The sequence below is a fragment of the Planococcus chinensis genome, from assembly GCF_042681545.1.
GTDB lineage: Bacteria > Bacillota > Bacilli > Bacillales_A > Planococcaceae > Planococcus > Planococcus chinensis.
This window is the reverse complement of record NZ_JBHUFW010000010.1, coordinates 20,286-40,659: the sequence shown is the minus strand read 5'-3', so window position 1 is coordinate 40,659 and position 20,374 is coordinate 20,286. Positions and strand designations below refer to the sequence as shown.

At 51.6% G+C, this 20,374-nt stretch carries 21 protein-coding genes; 5 read left to right on the top strand and 16 right to left on the bottom strand.

All coding sequences use genetic code 11. From position 1 onward, the window contains the following. Positions 1-18 precede the first annotated feature (18 nt). Together ACFSDB_RS12305 and ACFSDB_RS12300 are read right to left on the bottom strand one after the other, a co-directional pair. Positions 19-417: a hypothetical protein gene (locus ACFSDB_RS12305; protein WP_204893435.1), complete on the bottom strand. Its 399-nt coding sequence runs from the start codon at positions 415-417 to the stop codon at positions 19-21. A gap of 72 nt (positions 418-489) precedes the next feature. Further along, positions 490-954, bottom strand: a complete 465-nt coding sequence (locus ACFSDB_RS12300) for a GNAT family N-acetyltransferase (protein WP_204893437.1) — start codon at positions 952-954, stop codon at positions 490-492. Positions 955-1,049: 95 nt separating this feature from the next. On the opposite strand from ACFSDB_RS12300, the gene ACFSDB_RS12295 reads away from it, so the two are divergent. Next, the gene (locus ACFSDB_RS12295; RefSeq protein WP_204893439.1) at positions 1,050-1,544 is read left to right on the top strand and encodes a GNAT family N-acetyltransferase; all 495 of its coding nucleotides are present in this window, start codon (positions 1,050-1,052) and stop codon (positions 1,542-1,544) included. A 433-nt stretch (positions 1,545-1,977) separates the two neighbouring features. Here the strand turns inward: ACFSDB_RS12295 and ACFSDB_RS12290 are convergent, their stop codons facing one another. From ACFSDB_RS12290 to mntR, 6 genes are all read right to left on the bottom strand, one after another. Next, positions 1,978-2,745, bottom strand: coding sequence for a DUF4064 domain-containing protein (locus ACFSDB_RS12290; protein WP_204893442.1), 768 nt, complete (start codon positions 2,743-2,745; stop codon positions 1,978-1,980). Positions 2,746-3,099: 354 nt separating this feature from the next. Further along, on the bottom strand, positions 3,100-3,381 hold the full coding sequence (locus ACFSDB_RS12285; RefSeq protein WP_204893444.1) for a GNAT family N-acetyltransferase: 282 nt from the start codon (positions 3,379-3,381) through the stop codon (positions 3,100-3,102). Positions 3,382-3,402: 21 nt separating this feature from the next. After that, a complete protein-coding gene (locus tag ACFSDB_RS12280; RefSeq protein ID WP_204893446.1) occupies positions 3,403-4,371 on the bottom strand; it encodes a ring-cleaving dioxygenase in 969 nt (322 codons plus the stop codon). A 148-nt stretch (positions 4,372-4,519) separates the two neighbouring features. Further along, the gene (locus tag ACFSDB_RS12275; RefSeq protein ID WP_204893447.1) at positions 4,520-5,407 is read right to left on the bottom strand and encodes a DUF1002 domain-containing protein; all 888 of its coding nucleotides are present in this window, start codon (positions 5,405-5,407) and stop codon (positions 4,520-4,522) included. Positions 5,408-5,459: 52 nt separating this feature from the next. Next, positions 5,460-6,320, bottom strand: coding sequence for a CvfB family protein (locus tag ACFSDB_RS12270; protein WP_204893448.1), 861 nt, complete (start codon positions 6,318-6,320; stop codon positions 5,460-5,462). A gap of 18 nt (positions 6,321-6,338) precedes the next feature. After that, entirely contained in the window at positions 6,339-6,761 is a 423-nt protein-coding gene (mntR, locus tag ACFSDB_RS12265; protein ID WP_204893449.1) for a transcriptional regulator MntR, read from the bottom strand. A gap of 162 nt (positions 6,762-6,923) precedes the next feature. Between mntR and ACFSDB_RS12260 the strand changes: the two genes are divergently transcribed. Continuing rightward, positions 6,924-7,079, top strand: coding sequence for a lmo0937 family membrane protein (locus ACFSDB_RS12260; RefSeq protein WP_204893450.1), 156 nt, complete (start codon positions 6,924-6,926; stop codon positions 7,077-7,079). A gap of 320 nt (positions 7,080-7,399) precedes the next feature. Here the strand turns inward: ACFSDB_RS12260 and ACFSDB_RS12255 are convergent, their stop codons facing one another. The 3 genes from ACFSDB_RS12255 to ACFSDB_RS12245 are packed head-to-tail and all read right to left on the bottom strand — an operon-like array spanning position 7,400 to position 10,953. After that, on the bottom strand, positions 7,400-8,512 hold the full coding sequence (locus ACFSDB_RS12255; protein WP_204893451.1) for a GNAT family N-acetyltransferase: 1,113 nt from the start codon (positions 8,510-8,512) through the stop codon (positions 7,400-7,402). A gap of 22 nt (positions 8,513-8,534) precedes the next feature. Then, positions 8,535-10,604, bottom strand: a complete 2,070-nt coding sequence (locus ACFSDB_RS12250) for a heavy metal translocating P-type ATPase (protein WP_204893452.1) — start codon at positions 10,602-10,604, stop codon at positions 8,535-8,537. Beyond that, positions 10,582-10,953, bottom strand: coding sequence for an ArsR/SmtB family transcription factor (locus ACFSDB_RS12245; RefSeq protein ID WP_204893453.1), 372 nt, complete (start codon positions 10,951-10,953; stop codon positions 10,582-10,584). The genes ACFSDB_RS12250 and ACFSDB_RS12245 overlap by 23 nt, the downstream gene beginning before the upstream one ends. Before the next feature lie 204 nt (positions 10,954-11,157). On the opposite strand from ACFSDB_RS12245, the gene ACFSDB_RS12240 reads away from it, so the two are divergent. The 3 genes from ACFSDB_RS12240 to ACFSDB_RS12230 all read left to right on the top strand — a co-directional run bounded on the left by ACFSDB_RS12240 (position 11,158) and on the right by ACFSDB_RS12230 (position 14,123). Then, positions 11,158-12,630 (top strand): SulP family inorganic anion transporter, encoded by a 1,473-nt coding sequence (locus ACFSDB_RS12240; protein WP_204893454.1) that lies wholly within the window; start codon positions 11,158-11,160, stop codon positions 12,628-12,630. Positions 12,631-12,642: 12 nt separating this feature from the next. Continuing rightward, the gene (locus ACFSDB_RS12235; protein WP_204893455.1) at positions 12,643-13,062 is read left to right on the top strand and encodes a universal stress protein; all 420 of its coding nucleotides are present in this window, start codon (positions 12,643-12,645) and stop codon (positions 13,060-13,062) included. A gap of 74 nt (positions 13,063-13,136) precedes the next feature. Continuing rightward, complete coding sequence (locus ACFSDB_RS12230) at positions 13,137-14,123, top strand: DmpA family aminopeptidase (protein ID WP_204893480.1); 987 nt, start codon at positions 13,137-13,139, stop codon at positions 14,121-14,123. Between the two features lie 413 nt (positions 14,124-14,536). On the opposite strand, the gene ACFSDB_RS12225 is transcribed toward ACFSDB_RS12230, so the two are convergent. The 5 genes from ACFSDB_RS12225 to murB form a co-directional block, all read right to left on the bottom strand. Further along, positions 14,537-14,866, bottom strand: a complete 330-nt coding sequence (locus ACFSDB_RS12225) for a fluoride efflux transporter FluC (RefSeq protein ID WP_204893456.1) — start codon at positions 14,864-14,866, stop codon at positions 14,537-14,539. Next, positions 14,866-15,216, bottom strand: coding sequence for a fluoride efflux transporter FluC (locus ACFSDB_RS12220; protein WP_204893457.1), 351 nt, complete (start codon positions 15,214-15,216; stop codon positions 14,866-14,868). The genes ACFSDB_RS12225 and ACFSDB_RS12220 overlap by 1 nt, the downstream gene beginning before the upstream one ends. Before the next feature lie 36 nt (positions 15,217-15,252). Continuing rightward, positions 15,253-17,619, bottom strand: coding sequence for a penicillin acylase family protein (locus tag ACFSDB_RS12215; RefSeq protein WP_204893458.1), 2,367 nt, complete (start codon positions 17,617-17,619; stop codon positions 15,253-15,255). A 105-nt stretch (positions 17,620-17,724) separates the two neighbouring features. Further along, positions 17,725-19,200 carry a potassium/proton antiporter gene (locus ACFSDB_RS12210; RefSeq protein ID WP_204893459.1) on the bottom strand — a complete coding sequence of 492 codons (1,476 nt, stop codon included), beginning with the start codon at positions 19,198-19,200 and terminating at the stop codon, positions 17,725-17,727. A gap of 94 nt (positions 19,201-19,294) precedes the next feature. Next, positions 19,295-20,212, bottom strand: coding sequence for a UDP-N-acetylmuramate dehydrogenase (gene murB, locus ACFSDB_RS12205; protein ID WP_204893460.1), 918 nt, complete (start codon positions 20,210-20,212; stop codon positions 19,295-19,297). Between the last annotated feature and the right edge of the window lie 162 nt (positions 20,213-20,374).

Here is a 20,374-nt window from a genome sequence, read left to right as displayed (position 1 = left end):
TGGTATGAAAACCACCCTTTATAAATTATCCGTATTGAGCCTAGTTTCAGGTGCGATTGTCTTCGTGTTTTCGGCTTTTTCTTCACTGACATCGTTCGATGACAATTTGAAGTCATCATTTTCAGTGTCTTCTGCCGCGTCTTCGTTGTAATACTGGGCGCCTGCCAGACCGCCTTCGCTTGTCATTTTGTTTTTGCGCATATCGGTAACATCTGTTTTTCTGTCAGTTTCCTTGGCAGCATTTTCACGGTTTTGCGATTCCAGGTTTTGTGATTCCATATAAGAATTCACCTTCTCTTTCGCATTATTGAAAGCTACAGTCGCTTTTTCCCGATTTTCCGGCTTTTTAAAATATGCGTAGGCCCCTGCGGCCAACCCAGCCAGCAACAGCCCTTTATTGCCTTTTCTTCTAGCCATCCTATCCACTCCTTTTAAAATAACTGTCATATCATTTGTATACCCTTTTGCTCCTGTTTTAGTCCTGCCGGCTTATTGGCCGGCATCGATTTTATTTTTGGCCAGCTGCATGTCGACATGCGGGATTCCGTCTTCATCATAAGCTTCCGACACCGGGACAAAACCGAATGATTTATAGAAATCTTGTAGATAGACCTGCCCTTGCAGTTGGATTCCGTCCGGATTCCATTCACTGAAGATATAATCGATCGACCTTTCCAGCAGCTCTTTTGCCAGCCCTCTTCCTCTCGCGTCCGGATGGACAATGACGCGGCCGATAGAAGGAAGGCTGTACTTGACGCCGGCCGGAACCAGGCGGGCATATGCCAAAATCCGGCCGTTTTCCATATAAGCCATATGGATCGATTCCTCATCCAAGCCATCCAACTCCGGGTATGGACAGTTCTGTTCGACGATGAACACATCGACCCTCAATTTCAAAATTTCATATAGTTTTTTCACTGTGAATTCTTCAAAATGGTTGGTAGTCCAGTTCAAAACTCCTCGCCTCCCTTTACTCCCATTATTCCACAACAGTGGCTATTCGGGGGGTTTTTTGATATGATTACGAAAAGAATTTCAGAGGTGATTACATGATCCGTACAGGCACCATTGATGACATTGCATCTGTCCAGGAAATCGCATATATCAGCTGGAATGATACTTATGAAGGCATCATTCCCTCTCCCATACAAAAAAGCTTTTTAGAGAAGTCCTATTCGACGCCCATGATGGAAATGAGATTGAAGAAAACCATCATGCTCGTCGCCACCCATGAAGGGGAACCGGTCGGCTTCGCAAATTTCACGAAGCTTGACCAGGACGGCGATGCCGAATTGATCGCCCTTTACTTGAAGCCGGAGTATCAGCGCAGCGGCTACGGCAAGCAATTGCTCACTAGCGGCCTTTCCTATTTGCTGGACGGCTCCGAGCTGTCCGTTTACGTGGAAGCCGAAAATGAAAAAGGCCGGAATTTCTATGAAGCGACAGGATTTGAATTTGTTGAGGAATTCGAGGATTTGTTTGAAGGCTATCCGCTGCGTACAGCCAAATACGTCTATAACCTGAGAACACCTGCTTTTGTGTAAAAGCGGGTGTTTTTTGTCTACCAGGAATCTTCCCACGAAAAAACAAGGGCTATCCAAAAAGGCTGCTGTCCACGGCGGACGCTTTCCGCGGGCTTGCGCCGAACTAACTAAGAACCTGTGCTCCTGCGCAAGCTCGTTGCAAATACTTGCCCTCGCAAGCTTCAGTCAAGCATTGACTGGCGTCCGAGTGGATTTCGGCACTTCGTCGCTACGCTGCCCCGCTGGGAAAACCGATGCTCCTGTCTCTGCATTGCACCTGCATCGCTTCGCTGCTTCGTCGCAAACAAGTTGGCCGAACTGCCTTCGTCCAACTTGCTCGCCGCCTCCATTCCCAGCAGCCATTTATAGCAAATAGAAAAGACCAGAGGAGAAAAAGCAATGCTTTTTCTCCTCTGGTCTTTTCGTTTCTGGCTTTTAGACAGCGCTTGTTCTCTTAAAGCGGCCGGTTGTCGCTGTCTTTTCTCAGACGCTCATCGGCACGCCTCTTCAAATCTTCACGTTCAACGTAGGTATCGTTGTCTGTATGCTGTTCCTGCTCGCGAATGCGCTGCTGTTCCATTTTATGGCGCTCTTCTTCAAGCTTGCGGTGCTCTTCTTGCAGCCGCTGTTCTTCAGCGCGGCGGTGTTCTTCTTCACGCAAACGCCCTTCATCGCGTTTATGTTCGACTTCGCGCAGGCGGTTTTCTTCATGGCGGACCGAATCCTGATCGCGCAAGCGGTCGTTGTCATAGCGCTGTTTGTCGTTGTTGTAGTCACCATTGTTATTTCGCGGTTTGCGCACTAAGCACATGATTGCCGCAATGTAGAAAAGGATGGAAGTCAAACTCATCAATCCGGCAAGAACTCCTGCCACGATGAACATCACTCCCGCCGCTTTCGGCTTGCGGTTATGCCCCAGACGAGCCACTGCGAAAAGTGCAAAGATGGTGCTCAGGACCAGAAGTGCAACAATGACCCATGCGACTACATCGAAACTTGTCAGCAATCCATCGATCAACGCCTGTGTATCCCCGACATCGCCTATTGTCGGATCTGCAACAATCTGCTCTTCCAGCATCTGGCGGAATTCAGGGTCGTTCTCAATGTTGCCGAGCCCCAAGATGGCGAAGATCAGAAGTGCAATTCCCAGTACATTGAATACAATGCCGATAATGCCAAGCGTCTTCTCGCCCGCTCTGCTAACATCTCTTTCTTCATTCATCAGAATCACCTCTTTCTCAAGATTTTTCCTATTAATAGATAAGGAAAAGAATAGTTCATTCCTTCCATTCCCTCTAAATTTTTTAATAAAACCTGTTTAGAATCCAGGAAGGCGGGTATTTAATTAATATCAGCATGAAAAACCTATTTTTGAAAGGGGAGCTAAATAATGGAAAAGAAATTAATCTTTAACCAAGCAGACTTTATGTACGGTATCGGTGGAGCTTCAATTTTAACAGCAATCGTCTTTTTGATGACAGGACTATAATTGGAGGCCAAGGATGCTCAATTACATACGCGAACCATAGCAAAAGCAATCCACTATTAAAATCAGCGGATTGCTTTTTTGCATGCCTTAAATTTTCACATCATCGTAATCTTTGTAGCGGTCGAACGCCACGACGACGTAGGAGCAGACCGGCTCGATCTTGTAATCATGCTCCCGTGCATATACGGCGGCCTGATCCAACAATTTCTTCGCAAGGCCATGGTTTCTTTTTTCCTCTGCAACAAAAGTGTGCTCGATGACCATGACATCCGCCAACTGCGTCCAGGTGATCTCTCCAACTGTCTTTCCTTCCTCTTCGAGTTGGTAGGCGAACTCTTCATGCCCAAGTTCCTTCAATTTAAATTCCACAGTACTTTCTCCTCCTCGCACTTACTTATTGATTGCCAGCGGACGGAGCGACGCTTCGATCTGTTCGCGTTTCGGCTCCAGGAACGGCGGCAATGCCAGTTTTTCGCCGAGCGTCTCCATCGGTTCATCGGTTGCAAATCCGGGTTCATCTGTCGATAATTCGAAAAGAATGCCGTTCGGCTCGCGGAAATAGATCGCTTTGAAATAATAGCGGTCCACTTCGCCCGATGTCATGAATCCGTTCGAACGCAGGTAATCGTTCCATTTGCTGTATTCCTCGTATGTTTTCACGCGGAACGCGACGTGGTGGACGCTGCCTCTTCCAGGTCTTTCAACAGGCAGGTCTGTCCGTTCCTCTAAATGTACTTCGCCGGCCGGGCCGCCTTTTCCTGTCGAAAACACCAAAATTTCTTTCATTCCCGGAACTTGCGGCGGATACGAGCCGATTTGCTGGAAGCCCATGATCTCCGTCAACACCTTTGCCGTCTTATCGTTTTTCCGGACGGTCAAGCGGACATGGCCGAGGCCGACAATGGCGAAGTCTTCCGGAACGCCCGCTTTGGTCCACGGAATGCCGTATTCAATGCCGGTGCCGTCATCAACGACCAGCATCAGACGGGAACCTTCGAAATCTTGGAAAGCGAGTGCACTGCGCCCAAACACTTCTTCAATTTCGCCGTGCGGCACTCCATGTTCGTTGAAACGGTCCATCCAATAATGGAGTGCCTTTTCGCTCTTGACCCGCAGAGCGGTATTGCTGATGCTCGAAACGCCTGGATAGGTCTGCCCCGCCATTGGAATATCAAAATACGTCATGTCGGTTCCCGGTGTCCCTACTGCATCAGCATAGAAAAGATGGTAGGAAGATGTCGAGTCCTGGTTGACGCTTTTCTTCACCAAGCGCATGCCAAGAATCCGTGTGAAAAAGTCATGGTTTTTGTCTGCATTGGCGGTGATGGCGGAAACGTGGTGAATACCTTCTAGTTTCATTTTTTGTTCCTCCCCTTAATTATCTTGAATTCGAGATATTAATCACATCATAGCACCTCCTTTTCTCCGGTGCAAGAATCCGGATTGGCAGCTGCAAAATAAAAAAACAGGCAGTTCCGGCAATGCCTGGAACCGCCTGTTTATCAAATTAGCTCACCAATCCACGGATCCCGTCGATTAGTCTGTTGAAAAAATTCTTTACGCCTTGCCAAAATCCTTCGTCATTGACGACTGTGCCAATTTTGTCTTCAATCGTTTTGCTCAGATCTTCCAGCTGCGTCGACCATTTTGAAAAGTCGATGTCGAGGTTCCGAATGCGGTCCATCAAATCCACCAGCAGCTGGCGGTCTTCCGGGCTCAATTCAATCTGGAGCTTCGTCAATTGCTCTTCGACAATTTTCTCCACTTCTTCACGGGTAGCTGGATCTTGTGCAGCAATCTCCTTTTTGATTTCTGTCAGGAGTTCGCTGACCTTCTCATCGCTCACGCCGTTATCTGCCAGTTCAGTAGCAACTTCGAGTTCATCGTTTGCGACATCGGTCCGCTCAGGGTCCAATTGTTCGCCGTTCACTTCGTATGCCTTATAGATGCCGACCAGCGCAGAATGTCCCGTTACCGCTTTCGGCGCAGCAACTTCGACCGTTGCATCTTCAATTCCCGCTGTCAGCATCGCATTGGCGTACATTTCAGATGTAACCTGTGTGATGTTATCCGGCGTCACGATTTCGATGACCAGTCCTTCACCGGCTTCTTTGCGGGTGATTTTAGCGGAGGAATACATGCGTGCCCGCGGATCGCCATCTTTAATATACGCGACCAGGTCTTCACCGGTCACTTCGATTTCTTCCACTTCCGCTTCTTCAGCGACGTCCAGGCTTTCTGCGACGCTCTGTTTTTCAGCATCCGACAGATTTCCGCCGTACACGACGATCGGAACCCCCAATTTTTCATTTATGCCTACGTTTGCCGAGCCGGCTTGCGGCGCGAGCAAGGAAATTGCCAGTATGATGGTGATGATGGATATCATTTTCTTCATAGTTATTGCCCCTTTCTCCAAATTAATACGCTTTTAATTGGAAAAGGTTGCATCAGCGTGTTAATTTGGTCCAGCCTTCTTCTTGGATGATTCTGCGCTCTTTATACAAACGCCCCATGGCGCGTTTGAACGCGGCTTTGCTCAAGCCGAACATTTCAAAGATTTCATCCGGCGAAGACTTGTCCGTGAACGGCATTTGGCCTCCGGACTCTTCGAGATAGCGCAAGATCATTTCTGCATCATCCGACAGGCGCTCCTGCTTGCGCGGCAGCAGCGAGCCATTGAGCGTGCGGTCTTCCTTGACACCGATGATGCGCACGGTCTTCTCTTCTCCGAGGCGCGGTTCTGTTTCGCGCTCTGATTCATGGACGAACACGCGGTACATTTCAGGCACCGTCAGCATGAATGAACCGACCGGCAACAAGCGGTACGCCCGCGCTTTCAAGTCTTTGTTGAAGACTTCTTCAGGTGCCGGGGCACTCAGCTCCAGCACCGTCTCTTCTGTCGCCAGCCTTCCGTATAGATCGCCGTAGCGGTCCGTCCGCAGCGTCATGAACAGATGGTCACCTTGCTGCGGCCATAATTCCTGGACTTGCGGAAGGTCCGCGGGCAATACATAGACTTCACGCGTCGTGCCGATATCCACAACTGCGCCTTCACGCGGTGAGACTTTCAGCACTTTCGCCCAGCCATAGACACTCGGCAGGATATGCGGAATCATCGGCGTTGCCGCGATGCCGCCTTGGCGGTTGCGATAGAGAAATACCTCGATTTCCTCTCCGACTTCCTGTCCTTCTTCTATTTCTGATGCATTCATGACAACTTCATCGCCCGATCCATCCGTCAATACCCATAGTGATGTGGAACGGTCGATAATGCGCAAAGTCGCTTTCAATCCTGGGTGCAAACTCATATTGCAGCCTCCTTCTATTTAACTTTCTTTTTGGTCATTCTTCAGTTTCTCCATCTTCGCCAAAAGCTCCGGGCTTTCCTCGAGCACTTGGACCAGATCCGCTATGCGGTCGATGGAATTCCAGCTTAAATGATGTTCGATGCCTTCGACGTCCCCGTAGATGCGTTCCTCTTCCACCCCGATCACGCGCAGGAACTGCTCCAGCAGATCATGCCGCTTCAACAGGCGCTTGCCGAGTTTTTGGCCTTTCGGCGTAAGGACCAGCCCGCGGTACCGTTCATAGATCAAATATCCGTCTTTATCCAGCTTCTGCACCATCTTCGTCACAGATGACGGCAGCACCGACAAAGTTTCCGCGATATCGGATACGCGCGCATAGCCTTTTTGCTCGATCAGTGCATATATTATTTCAATATGGTCTTCCATACTCGGAGTCGGCAAAGTCGTTCCCTCCTTAACATAACTCTCTTCAGTTTACTATACCGCTACCGCTGAAACAACCGAACCCGCAGAAAGGCGGCGCTCACCAAATTTTCTGGATGTTTCATTATAACTAAGCAGGGGTACAGATTAATAACTCGAAAGAAAGGTTAGGTGAAAAGCATGGGACGTATTCTTTGGATTATTTTAGCAGTTATTATTGTTATTTGGTTAATCGGATTCTTAATGGATGTAGCCGGTGGGTTAATCCACATTCTTTTAATTATTGCAGCTATCATTTTAGTTATTAACTTGGTTACAGGCAGAAAAGGCGTTTAGCCACTCATAAGCAACCATAAAAACATGGGGGCTGTCTAAAAAGCTCCAAACTAAAGACCGGAGGAGAAAAAGCATTGCTTTTTCTCCTCCGGTCTTTTCGATTTGCTATAAATGGCTGCTGGGAATGGAGGCGGCGACTCCAGCGGAATAGCGAAGTGCCGAAATCCACTCGGACGCCAGTCAATGCTTGACCGAAGCTTGCGAGGGCAAGCATTTGCGACGAGCTTGCGCAGGAGCACAGGTTCTTAGTTAGTTCGGCGCAAGCCCGCGGAAAGCGTCCGCCGCAATGGACAGCAGCCCTTTTTGGACAGCCCCTTGTTCTATTGCCTGATCTTTGCGTAGACACATGTGTCCCGCAGCTTGTTCTTTGAGATCGAGTCGTTCCGCAGGATGCCTTCGAGCTCGAAGTCCAGCCGTTCAGCAACTGCCCGGCTTCGCACGTTTTCCGGATCGCACCGTATTTCGACACGATTCGCTTCAAGTTCTTCGAAAGCGAAACGCGTGATGCGCTCGACCGCTTCCGTCACGTAGCCCTTGCCTTCGAATTTATGGTCGACCCAATAGCCGATTTCGAATTTCCGGACTTCCCAGTTGATGCGGTGAAGACCGGAAGAACCGATGAATTCCCCGGTTTCTTTCGAGAAGAAATGCAGGCGCAGGTCCTTTCGAAGCTGGAAATTCGCCGCCGCTTCGATCAGCACCGCTTCTGTTCCTTCAAGTTCCGGTTTGTTCTCTGCGAAAGGCAGCCAAGGGCGGAGCGACTCCAGCGAGTGCAGCACCGCTTCGTAGCATTGTACCGCATCTTCCCGCCGGGGTGCACGGATCAAGAGGCGCTCCGATTCGAACTCATCCGGGAACTGGAGCAGCACCGGATTGAACTGGGGCTGTTTTTTGCCGATCAGGATATCATCCCAGTGGACCGGGGTCGTAATGCCGGCTTCCCAGTCTTCCCGCGTCATGCCGTAGGTAACCGCGTCGTAATAGCGGTTTTCCTTCGGTGCGAACCACGCTTGGCGGATATGGGCCTCTTTGACAAAGCCTGTCCGTTCGAACGCCTTGCGCATCGCGAAATTATCATGCCGTGTATTGCCTTCGAGCCGGATTTTCTTCTCCGGCAGGGAAAACACGAAGTCTGCGATCATTTTCAGTGCTTTCGGGCCATATCCCTTGCCGCGGTACGGCTCCGCAATCCGCAGGTCAAACAGCGGAATATCGTCCTGAAGATCGAAAATCTTCACAAGGCCCACTTGTTCGCCCTCGTCATTTTCAATCCAGAAAGTCCTCACTTGATCGCTTTTATAGCCGCCTTCTTCGATCGTCTTTTCGATCAAAGCGCGGACCGGATGCTCCTGCCCGTGGAACGGCCAGGAGTTGGTCGTCATGAATTCAATAAGCTGTTCCTGCTCTTCGATCGTCCACTCCGTCAACTTCACTGCATTATCCCCCATGTTGCTGTTACTTTTGAATCTTCACAAGCCGGAGCGCATTCAAGATGACCAGCAAGGTCGCACCCATATCGGCAAAGATGGCGATCCATAACGTCAGCCATCCTGGAATGATCAGAAGCAAAGCGATAATTTTCAAACCCAATGCGAAAATGATATTTTCCTTTATTATACGCAAAGTTTTTCGGCTTAGTCGAATAGTATATGGAAGTTTCTCTAAATCATCCGCCATGAGGGCGATATCTGCAGTTTCAAGAGCAGCGTCGGTGCCGGCTCCGCCCATCGCAATGCCGACGGATGAGGCTGCCAAAGCCGGCGCATCGTTCACGCCGTCGCCGACCATGGCGACCGGCCCATACTCTGCCTGCAGCTCTTTGATCGCTGACAGCTTGTCTTCAGGCATAAGGCCTGCACGAACATCGGTCACGCCGATTTGGGAAGCGATGGCAGCCGCGGTTGCCGGATGGTCTCCCGTCAGCATGATCACTTCTTCGATGCCCATGCCTTTCAAGCTTTCGATGATGGCCGGGCTTTCGCTGCGGATGGCGTCTGCCACTGCCACAGCACCGATCAATTCCATTTCGGAAAATACCGCCATGACCGACTTGCCGCTTTCCTGCAATTTCCGGTATTCATCCGGCACGGCAAAACCGGCTTCCTCCGCCCAGTCCAGGCTGCCGACACTCACGCGTACGCCGTTGACCAAAGCGCTCACTCCTTTGCCGGTCACGGATTTGAATCCCTTCATGCTATAGGGTTCCGGCACTTGGCTGGTGATGGCGCGTGCCAGCGGGTGCTGGGACATCGCTTCGGCCGAAGCCGTAATTTTCAGCACTTCTTTTTTCGTGTAGCCGGCTTCTGAAAGAACATCGGCCAGTTCAGGGAAGCCTTTCGTCAACGTGCCGGTCTTATCAAACGCAACAGCTTTGATGCGCCCGGTTTCTTCAAGATGGATGCCGCCTTTAATAAGGACGCCTTGGCGTGCCGCGTTGCCGATTGCGGTCACGATGGCGACCGGCGTGGACACGACGAGCGCACATGGACAGCCGACGACGAGCACTGCCAGCCCTTGGTAGATCCAAAGCTCCCAGTTCCCGGTCACGAAGCCTGGCACGAGCGCCACCAGGAACGCGATGACGATAATGGCAGGCGTGTAGTACTTCGCAAATTTATCGACGAATTGCTGGGAAGGCGCTTTTTCAGCCTGCGCTTCTTCCACCAGGTGAATGATTTTCGCAATCGTCGTATCTTCCACGCGCTTGGTCACCATGATTTCAAGCGCGCCTTCTTCGTTCATCGTTCCGGCAAACACTTCATCTCCTGGATGCTTCGCTGCCGGAATCGATTCGCCCGTGATCGCTGCCTGATTGACCGAACTCTCGCCGCGCGCAACCGTGCCGTCCATCGCGATTTTCTGTCCCGGCTTGACGATCATCGTGTCGCCGATGCGGACATCTTCCGTATCCAGCTCGATCAGTACCCCATCCCGTTGGACCAATGCACGCGCAGGCGCCAAATCCATCAGCCCGCGGATGGACTGGCGGGCTTTGTTCATCGAAAACGCCTCGAGCATTTCGCTGATGGCGAACAGGAAGACGACGACGGCGCCTTCCCGCCATTCCCCGATGATTGCTGCGCCGATGATGGCAATCGTCATCAGTGTTTTCATGTCGAATGTAAATTTCACCAAGTTCTTCAGGCCGGTCCAGAACATATGATAGCCGCCGACAAGCATCGAACCGGCGAACAAGCCGACCGCAAGCGGATCCGTTTCAGCCGCCTGGAACGACACCATGATCCCGAGTACCAATAAAACCAGCGAAATTGCTGTTTCGATTGTCTGTCGGCGTTTGTAGAACGGCACATGCGGTGCCTTCTCTTTTTCGGGATATACACGGATATGGTCGAACGCCCCCGCTTTTTCCAATTCTTCAATGGAAACATTGCCGTCCACCATCAATTTTGACGCCCCGAAGTTCAGGCTGACGTCCTTGATGTTCGGCATGGCCCGGATATTCTTCTCGAATTTCGCCGCACAGCTTGTGCAGGAAAGGTTTTCAAGACGGTATGTCTTTTGCATGCTGCCCACCTTCTTTCGCGTGTTCATGCGCAATCGTCACCAATTGATATACGTGGCTGTCTGATAAGGAGTAATACACTTGCTTCCCTTTTTTCCTCGACTTCGCCAGTCCCCGCTCCCGCAAATAGCGCAGATGATGGGAGGCTGTGGCGGTTGAAGAGCCGATGACCGCTGCGATGTCACAGACGCACATCTCCTCTTCGATGGTCAGGGCATATGCAATATTCAAGCGCGTCTCATCGGCCAGTGCCTTGAACAAGTTCGCCACTTCCGACAAGTCCGCCATATGGTTTTGGACATTTTCCACCACTTCCGGATGGACTTTGGTAACTTCACAGATTTCTCTCATGCCGCTTCCCTCTTTCATTCAAACCTTGGTTTGATTGTTAAGGCCAGTATACGTTTTTCCCGCCTCTTAGTCAAACATCCGTTTGAATGAGTATATTTACAGCGGCAGAAAAAAATGATAAAGTTTTACCTATTGGCCAGACCCGGGACTTCTCTGAGAGTGAGCAGTCAACAATAAACTCTATCTAAAAGGAAGTGGAATTTTTTGAACACCCTGTCTTATAAAGAACAATGGTTCGGCTATATCCGTGGGGATATTCTGGCCGGCATCGTTGTTGCGCTAGCCCTGATACCGGAAGCGATCGCGTTCTCGATCATTGCCGGTGTGGACCCGATGGTCGGGCTGTACGCATCGTTCTCTATTGCGGTCATCATCGCATTCGTCGGCGGGCGCCCCGCCATGATTTCAGCAGCAACAGGCGCCATGGCGCTGGCCATGGTTTCGCTGGTGCGCGACCACGGACTGGATTATTTGCTTGCTGCTACCATTCTGACCGGGGTTCTCCAAATACTGTTTGGAGTCTTTAAAATCGCACGCTTTATGAAGTTCATCCCGCGCGCCGTCATGATCGGCTTTGTCAATTCGCTGGCGATCCTGATTTTCATGGCCCAAGTGCCATTTATTTTTGGCGTCAACGCCATTACGTATGTGTTTGTAGCCGCGACGCTTGCGATCGTCTACATCCTGCCGCGCTTTTTCACGGCGATTCCGGCTCCGCTCATCGCCATTCTGGTGCTGTCGGGCATTGTCATGTACACCGGAATGGACATGCAGAACGTCGGCAGCCTCGGCACCATTTCACAGACCTTGCCGACCTTCTTCCTTCCAGATGTGCCGCTTAATTTCGAAACCTTGCAGATCATTTTCCCGACCGCTTTGGCGCTGTCAATCATCGGTCTGCTTGAATCGCTGCTCACCGCCTCCATCATCGATGACGCAACGGAAACCGATTCGGATAAGAACAAAGAAGCGCGCGGCCAAGGGATCGCCAACTTCATCACCGGGTTCTTCGGCGGCATGGCCGGCTGTGCGATGATCGGCCAGTCGGGTATCAACGTCCGCTCCGGCGGCCGGGGCCGGCTGTCCACTTTCGTCGCAGGCGCTTTTCTGATGTTCCTGATCATTGTACTCGGGGAATGGGTGGTCCAGATACCGATGCCGGTACTTGCCGGCATCATGGTCATGGTCTCGATCGGCACCTTTGACTGGGGTTCATTCAAATATGTGATTTCTGCCCCAAGATCCGATGCCATCGTCATGCTGTTGACCGTTGTGGTGGTTGTTTACACGCATGATTTATCGAAAGGCGTCTTCGCCGGCGTCATCTTGAGCGCCATCCTTTTTGCCGCCAAGATTTCGAAAGTGGAAGTGCGAAAAGAAGGGTTGGGCAAGGGTTTGTCGAATGTTTATACAGTACACGGGCAATTGTTCTTCGCTTCCACCCAGGATTTTGTTTCCGCATTCGACGATGTCGAACCGGCAGAACGGATCACCATCGACTTTTCAGATGCCCATGTCTGGGATGATTCAGGGGTCGGTGCAATCGATCGGGTCATGAACAAGCTCCAGGCAAAAGCGGAAACCGTAGAAATCACCGGATTGAATGAATCGAGCCAGAAGCTTGTCAGCAAATTGGCAACATTCGGCAATCCCGGCAGAAGTTCAAGCCAACATTAAGGGGGACTTGCTATGTACCAGAAAATCCTCGTCGCAGCAGATGGTTCCGACCATTCAAAACGCGCCGCACGCGAAGCCGTGAAGATGGCAAAATCGAACCCCGACGCTGTCGTCACATTGCTTTATGTCATCGATTATGAAAAAGCACGCAATGAAATCCTCCATGGACAAAGCAGCGATGAAGTCCATTTCGAGCGCCGAAAGCATCTCTTGCCGCTCGAGGAAATCTTCCGCGATGCCGGCGTAGCTTTTGAAACAAAGACCTTACACGGCACCCCGGGCCCGACCATCGTCAAACACGCCAACGAAATCGGCTATGACGTTGTCTTTATCGGCAGCCGCGGGTTGAATGCCTTGCAGGAAATGGTACTCGGCAGCGTCAGCCATAAAGTGGCAAAGCGCGTACAGGCACCTGTCATTATTGTGAAATGAAAAAGAGCAGTCCACCGAAATTCGGGGGACTGCTCTTTTTGGTATAATCGAGGAAAAAGAAAATGGTGATGTCAATGGAAAAAGGAAACTTGAATTCGATAGCAGACATTGAAGGCGTAACAGTCGGCCACACGACGCTGGATGCGGACCTTTCGGAAACCGACGCCGTCCGCACGGGCGTCACGGCCATCCTGCCCCATGCCGGCAATTGGTTCGAAGAGAAAGTGCCTGCTGCGAGCTTTGTGCTGAACGGCTTCGGCAAAACCGCCGGCCTTATTCAGGTGGATGAACTCGGCGTACTCGAGTCGCCGATCATGCTGACGAATACGTTCAGCGTAGCGGCCGTGCTGCAAGGGACCATGGACTGGATGCTGAAACAGAACCCGGCAATCGGCGATTCGACCAGTTCACTCAATATCGTAGTCGGCGAATGCAATGACAGTTACTTGAATTCGATGCGGCTCATGGCCGTCAAACCGGAGCACGCAGCCCAAGCGATCGATTCCGCTTCCGCCGATTTCGCCCAAGGAGCTGTCGGGGCCGGCAAAGGCATGATCTGCTACGGCGTCAAGGGCGGCATCGGCTCCTCTTCACGTATTGCGCGGTATGAAGATGAAGCGTTCACCGTCGGCGCATTGGTGCTGTCGAATTTCGGGCGCAAGGAGGAAATCGCCATTGCGAATTGGCTGTCCGATTCTCCCGCTCCTGAAAAACCGGATGGTTCGGTCATCATAGTGATCGCCACTGATGCCCCGCTCGATAGCCGCCAGTTGAAGCGCATTGCCAAACGGGCTGCCATCGGCCTCGGACGCACCGGCACCCATATCCACAACGGCAGCGGCGACATCATCATCGCCTTTTCCACCGCCGGGCGCGTTTCCCACCATTCCAAAGAAACGTTCCGTACCGCCACGCTGCTCCGGGATGAGCATCCGCTGATGGCCGAATTGTTCCAAGGCACCATCGAAGCAACCGAAGAAGCGGTCTACCAGTCGCTGTTCCATGCAGAAACCACCACGGGGCGGCTAGGCCGCGTCATTGAAAAAGGGGAATTCAATTAACAAAACCGCTCCGGGTCATCGGAGCGGTTTTTGACTATAGACACAGTCTAATTTAAATGAATAGAAATGTATAAGCTCGAACGGGCTGGCCACGAAACTCTAGCGGAAGAAGAGAAACAATGCAGAAACAGTTCGGGTATCTCCGCTTTTTGCTTCATGTTTCCTAGAATTTTTGATAAACACGATTCGTAATTTGGATTTCCCTCTGATTGAAATCCTTTCCAGCGCCGGCGCGTCAAAGGGCTAGGCAATAAAATGGGCCAAAGGTAGTTTGGGCCATTTTATTTTCGACGAAGCTAGCGCAGCGATGCAGGAGCAGAAGGTTTTTCACAATGAGACGAGTGTTCTTCTCGGCTCATGGCGAAAGCCATGCCCAAAGCGGCCAAAGCGGTGTAAATAGGTTATTTCTTTCATTACATGAAATAATAGCCGGCACTGAATAGCAGGATGCCGCTCAAGAGTGTAGCCCCTAGGTAGCCCGCTGCCTGCAGCAGGCGGCCGTCCTCGAAATCCTTTACGGCATCGAGCGCCATAGTGGAAAACGTGGTAAAGGCACCGAGGAAGCCGGTTATCCAGAACAGGGAATCACTCCCGGCACCAAGGAATGCGCCAAGCGCGAAGGATCCGGCGCTGTTGACAAACCAGGTGGCAATTTTCGGCTGGGCAGAACGGCTTTCAGCCAGCATATAGAAGCAATAGCGGGCAAAAGCACCCAAGAAACCGCCAACAGCGATTGCAATCATCAGGCGCCCCCCTTTCTGCCGGCGGCCAGTCCGGCTGCAGCGGCTGCTGCTGACAAAACTGTCATTCCCACCGCAAACAGCAGCCCTTGCACAAAGGAAGCTTCGATCAAGCGGAACCATTCTGCCGAAAACGCGGAAAACGTCGTGAAGGAACCGAGCAGGCCGGTGGAAACGAACAGCCGGAACGGAGCAGATTTTTGCTGAAAGCGGCCTGCCACCCAGCCAAGAAAGAAGCTCCCGAGCAGATTCACTGTCCATAACGCTGCCACAGAGGAAGCCAGTTCATATACGCCTGCCCTTAACAAAGCACCCGCCATCCCGCCAAACCCTACTGCTAATCCGTTCTTCACCCTGACCGACCCCAAATCCGTTTTCTCCAGTATAACTCACTCGGCAAGCAAGGTTAAGACCGACCCTTCCACTTCCCCTTGGAGCACAGTTTCATGGTAATCGCCGTTCGCCCAGTCTTCCACTTGGTTGTGGAAGAACTCCGACTTCATGTGGCCGCTCAATCCCGGGCCGACGATGTGATGGGCACTCGACAAATCGCTCAGGTCCGCAACGAACCGCCATGAGGCTCCATGGTCGACATTGCCTTCGCTGTCAAATGCAGCTGCTTGTACTGTGATATTCGAACCGCCGATCGGGACGGGATCCGGATTCAGAAACTCGGCAAATATCGGAGAAGCTCCGGCAAGCGGATGCGGGAAGGTCAGCTTATGGTCTTCGCCCCATTCCCAGTCTTCAGGGTCCTCCCCGAATTCCTCTTCGATTTCCCGGACGCTTTCCTCCAAAGCATCCGCCAGCCATTTGCTGGTGCCGCCATACTCCTTGACCCAAGCGCCTTCGTTCCCTTCGAATGCATCCCGCATCATTTCGTCAGTGATGTGGTTTTTGCCGGGCAAAAGCGTGAAGACATCTTCCGGGAAACTTTCAGCGAGCAGGGTTTCCGGCAGCTGCTTTATCCATTTATGGAACACGAGCGGCGCTGCCTGATGGCGGCTGTCCACCTGATCCCACTCCTCCATCATTGCAAAGAGTTCATCGAATCGATCAGTCTCTTTCTGCACTTCAGCCATCATGCCGTCGAGAAACTCGGCCGCATATAAATTTTTCTGGTCCATCTGCAGCGCGATCATGTCTTCTTTCGTCAAGTCGTCCGAGGCTTCCAGCACTTCGGCAATCCGTTCATAGCGGTAAGGCTGCGCCCAAAAATCGGAGATATGGTACGGGTAGGAATCATCGACGACCTCGTTATTCGCCGTAGCGATAAATCCGCTTTCCGGATTCACGACGGTCGGCAGCTCATCGAATGGCACAAATCCTTCCCAGCCGTATTCCGCAGAATCGCCTGGTACCGGCAATTGGCCGTTGCCATTCTTCCGGATCGGAATGCGCCCGTTCGCTTTATAGGCAATTGTCCCATCGGTTGAAGCAAAGACAAAATTCTGAGCCGGCGCCTGGAAATCTTCGAGTGCCGTTTCAAATTCGGCCCAGTCCGAGGCTTTGTTAAAGCTCAACACTGCCTGGAGCTCGAGCGTCGGTTCGAGCGCAGTCCATTGCATCGAGAATTGTGCTCCGGGATCCTCTTCTTTATAGATGACATCCGAGATAATCGGACCGTGCCGCGTTACGAGCACTTCAAAATCTTCGGTCTTGCCGTCTTTCACTTTGATCGGCTCTTTCCGGACTTCCGCCTGTTCCCATTCGCCTTCATAGAGGAATTGGGTCGGATCCTCCGGATTTGGCGTCTCAATGTACAAATCCTGCACATCCGGACCGACATTCGTCACACCCCAGGCGATTTTCTCGTTATGGCCCAGGATGATACCAGGAATCCCGGCAAAAATGACGCCGCTGACATTCTGTGCCGGCGACTCCAGATGCATCTGGTACCAGATCGATGGCGTCGACAAGCCCAAATGGGGATCATCCGCCAGAAGCGGCATGCCGCTCTCCGTCTTGTCGCCGGAAACGACCCAGTTGTTGCTGCCGTTGAACTCCGGCGGGACTAGCGATGAATCGAATGCTCCCGCGACTTGCACCGGGTGTTTTTTATTCGCTGCAATGATGGCAGGTGCGTCTTCGGGATATTGGATGAAAAGCTCTTTCGCTTTGGGTTCCGGAAATTCGTTCAGCGCCCAGTGGCGGACGGCAAGCGAAGACCAGTGGCCGCCCAGGTCATAAGCCATGAATTTGCCGATCGTCAGCGAGTCGGTCGGCGTCCATTCTTCCGGTTCGTAGCCAAGCAAGGCAAACTCATAGCTCAGCTTGCCTTCCTTTTTCGCTTCTTCCATGAATGCATTGACCCCTTCGGCGTACCACTGGAGCACTTGCTTCGCATCCGCATCATAGCCCTCCCAAGATTTTTCGGCTGCATCGCGCAAACTGAACGTGCGGAAGAATTTATCCCGGTCCACTGCTGCAGCGCCCACCACTTCCGCAAGCCTTCCGCTTGCCTGGCGGCGCGACAAGTCCATCTGGAACAGGCGGTCCTGCGCCTGGACGTAGCCTTGTGCTCGGTAGAGGTCCGCATCCGACTTCGCTTCGATGTGCGGGACGCCAATCGAGTCGCGCGTCACTGTGACATTGCTGTCAAGGACGCCGACCGCCAGTTCCCCCTCCACCTGCGGGCTCGACTTCCCTATGTAAACGTTTACAAAAATGAGCGCCGCGACTGCCAATACCAACACGCCGCCTAAAATCCCCAAAACCCACTTCAGCCATTTTCTATTTTTCGGCTCTTTCCCCACTTGCTTTTCCCCCTTATTGCTTTCTTTTTGTTCTGCCTATTCCTTTCGACCGGCCAGCGGCAAATCCCTTTTTCCCCCATAAATAAAAGCCCGCCAGAAGCGGGCTCAATGGTTGATATCTTCTTCGCCAAGCACCATTTTCACTTTCGGCACCTGCTTTTTCTCCGTCAGCACATAAAGGACGTCGCCGACTTTCAGTTTCGTCGTACCGGTCGGCATGACCAGCTTTCCTGATCGGATAATGGCACTGATCAACGTCTGCTTCGGAAGGCCGATTGTCTGAACCAACTGCCCGGCAAACGGCGATTTCGCCGTCAGCTCCACTTCCAGCATTTCCGCATTCGCCCGGTCCATTGAGATCAACTCAAGAGAATGAATGCGTTTCGGCAAGGCCCGGCCGTTCAATTTCAGCTTCATGGCCATATAGGGAATGGTCGAACCCTGGATCAATGCAGAGGTCAACACGATAAAGAACACGATATTGAAGAACAGGTAGCTGTTCTCTACACCCGCAAGCATCGGGAAAGTGGCCAGCACGATCGGCACCGCCCCCCGGAGCCCTGCCCATGAAAGAAACAGCTTCTCGTTCAAACTGTAATTGAAGAACAGCGTGGAAATAAAGACAGCAATCGGGCGCGCCACTAAAATGAGCACGAACGATAGCACAAGTCCTCTCCACATGAGATCCCAGTCGAACAATTGGCTCGGGAATACCAGGAGCCCGAGCAAAACGAACATGATGATCTGCATCAGCCACGCGACCCCTTCATGGAAACTGATGATCGAGTAGCTCTGTGTCAATTGCCGGGTCCCGATGACAAGCGCCGCCAAATAGACGGCGAGCAAGCCGCTGCCGTGCAGCATCGCGGTCGCACTGTAAATGAAGATGGCAAATCCGGCGGACAGGACGGGGTACAGCCCCGAAGCGTCCAGACGGATCCGGTTCAGCGTCCAGGAAGCCAGGAAGCCCAAAGCCACTCCAAACACAGCCCCAAGGCCCATTTCCAGAATGAAACTGCCGAACATGGTCCCGATGGAAGCTTCGGGCAAAGTAATAAGTTGAATGAAGGCGATTGTCAGAAACATAGCCATCGGATCGTTGGTTCCGGATTCCGCTTCCAGCGTTGAAGAGATTTTTGATTTGATATTTTGTCCGGCTAGCACGGAAAATACCGCCGCCGCATCGGTCGAGCCGACAATCGAACCTAGAAGAAAGGCCTCAAGCCAGGAAATATCGAGGATATAATTTGCGGTGACCGCTACAATGGTCGTGGTGATGACGACTCCAATGGTCGCGAGGGACAAAGAACCGCCGAGAACAGGCTGGATGTGCTTCCACTTGGCTTGCAGCCCCCCTTCGAAAAGGATGAAAATGAGTGCTACGATGCCGACCAGCTGGGCAATTTCCGCGTTTGAAAAATAGATCAATCCCGAGACGTCGCTTCCCAGCACCATTCCGATAATCATGAACAGCACCAGGGACGGCACACCGGCCCTCGATGAAACCTTCGTCATCAGCACTCCGGCCAACAGGAAAATCCCACCCATGAGGATCAAACCGTTAGTCGAGAATTCAATCATAACGGACCTCCTTTTATTGTCAGATAGTTTAGTATATCATAATCCTCTTTCGACATAAAAAACGGCCGCCTTCTAAAGGCAGCCGTTCAGGGGATCAAAAAGAATCTTCCCCAACGATTTTCACTTCAAGTTCAAGATCGATCCCGAACTTTTCACGGACTGCCGATTTCACCATTTCAATCGTCTGGATATAATCGTTCGCAGTTGCGTTGTTCTTATTGACAATAAATCCGGCATGTTTTGTGGAAACTTCCGCTCCGCCAAAACCTTTGCCCTGCAGACCGCTTTCCTGGATCAGCTTGCCGGCGAAATTTCCCGGCGGGCGTTTAAAGACACTGCCTGCTGAAGGAAACTCAAGCGGCTGCTTGGATTCCCGCTGATGCGTCAAATCGCTCATCTTTGCATCGATTACTGCCTGATTGCCGAATTCTAGCTCAAACTCTGCAGACAGGACGTAATAGCCTTTTTTGGTAATGATACTCTTCCGGTAGCCGAGTTCCAAGTCTTCCTTGGAAAGGACCATTTTATCGCCTTCGCGCGTCAGGACCGTCGCTTGCTTGATGATGTCCTTGATTTCACCGCCGTAAGCACCGGCATTCATCGCCATGGCTCCACCGATGGAACCCGGGATCCCGCAGGCAAATTCAAATCCGGTCAACCGGTTGGATGCTGCAACCTTTGAGACCTCTTTGATATTGGCTCCGCCTTGTGCATAGACGGTAGTGCCTTCGATCCGGATGGTTTTGAGGCTTTTCAAATTCAGGACGATGCCCCGGACGCCGCCGTCGCGGACCACCATATTCGATCCGTTGCCCAAAAGCAGCAGCGGAATATTGTTCTCGTGCGCATATTTCACTGCATAAGCAGTTTCATCTTCAGTTGTCGGTGTAACAAATACATCGGCCGGCCCACCCATTCTTGTTAACGTATGGAGGTGTAGCGGTTCATCGATTTTCACATGATCATCAGCCAAAAAACGGCGGAGATCGGTCATCCATTGTACTTTCGTCATCCCAAGCAAATCCCTTCTTAACTTTTCACTTCTAATAGTATCTATTTTTCTGGCCGATTTGACAAGGGAAAGCCCTATCTTCCGTTCAAAAGACCGATAAAATAAATATCTCTAATTCAAGATATTTTAATACGAGATTATTGACACCGAGATAAATGTGGG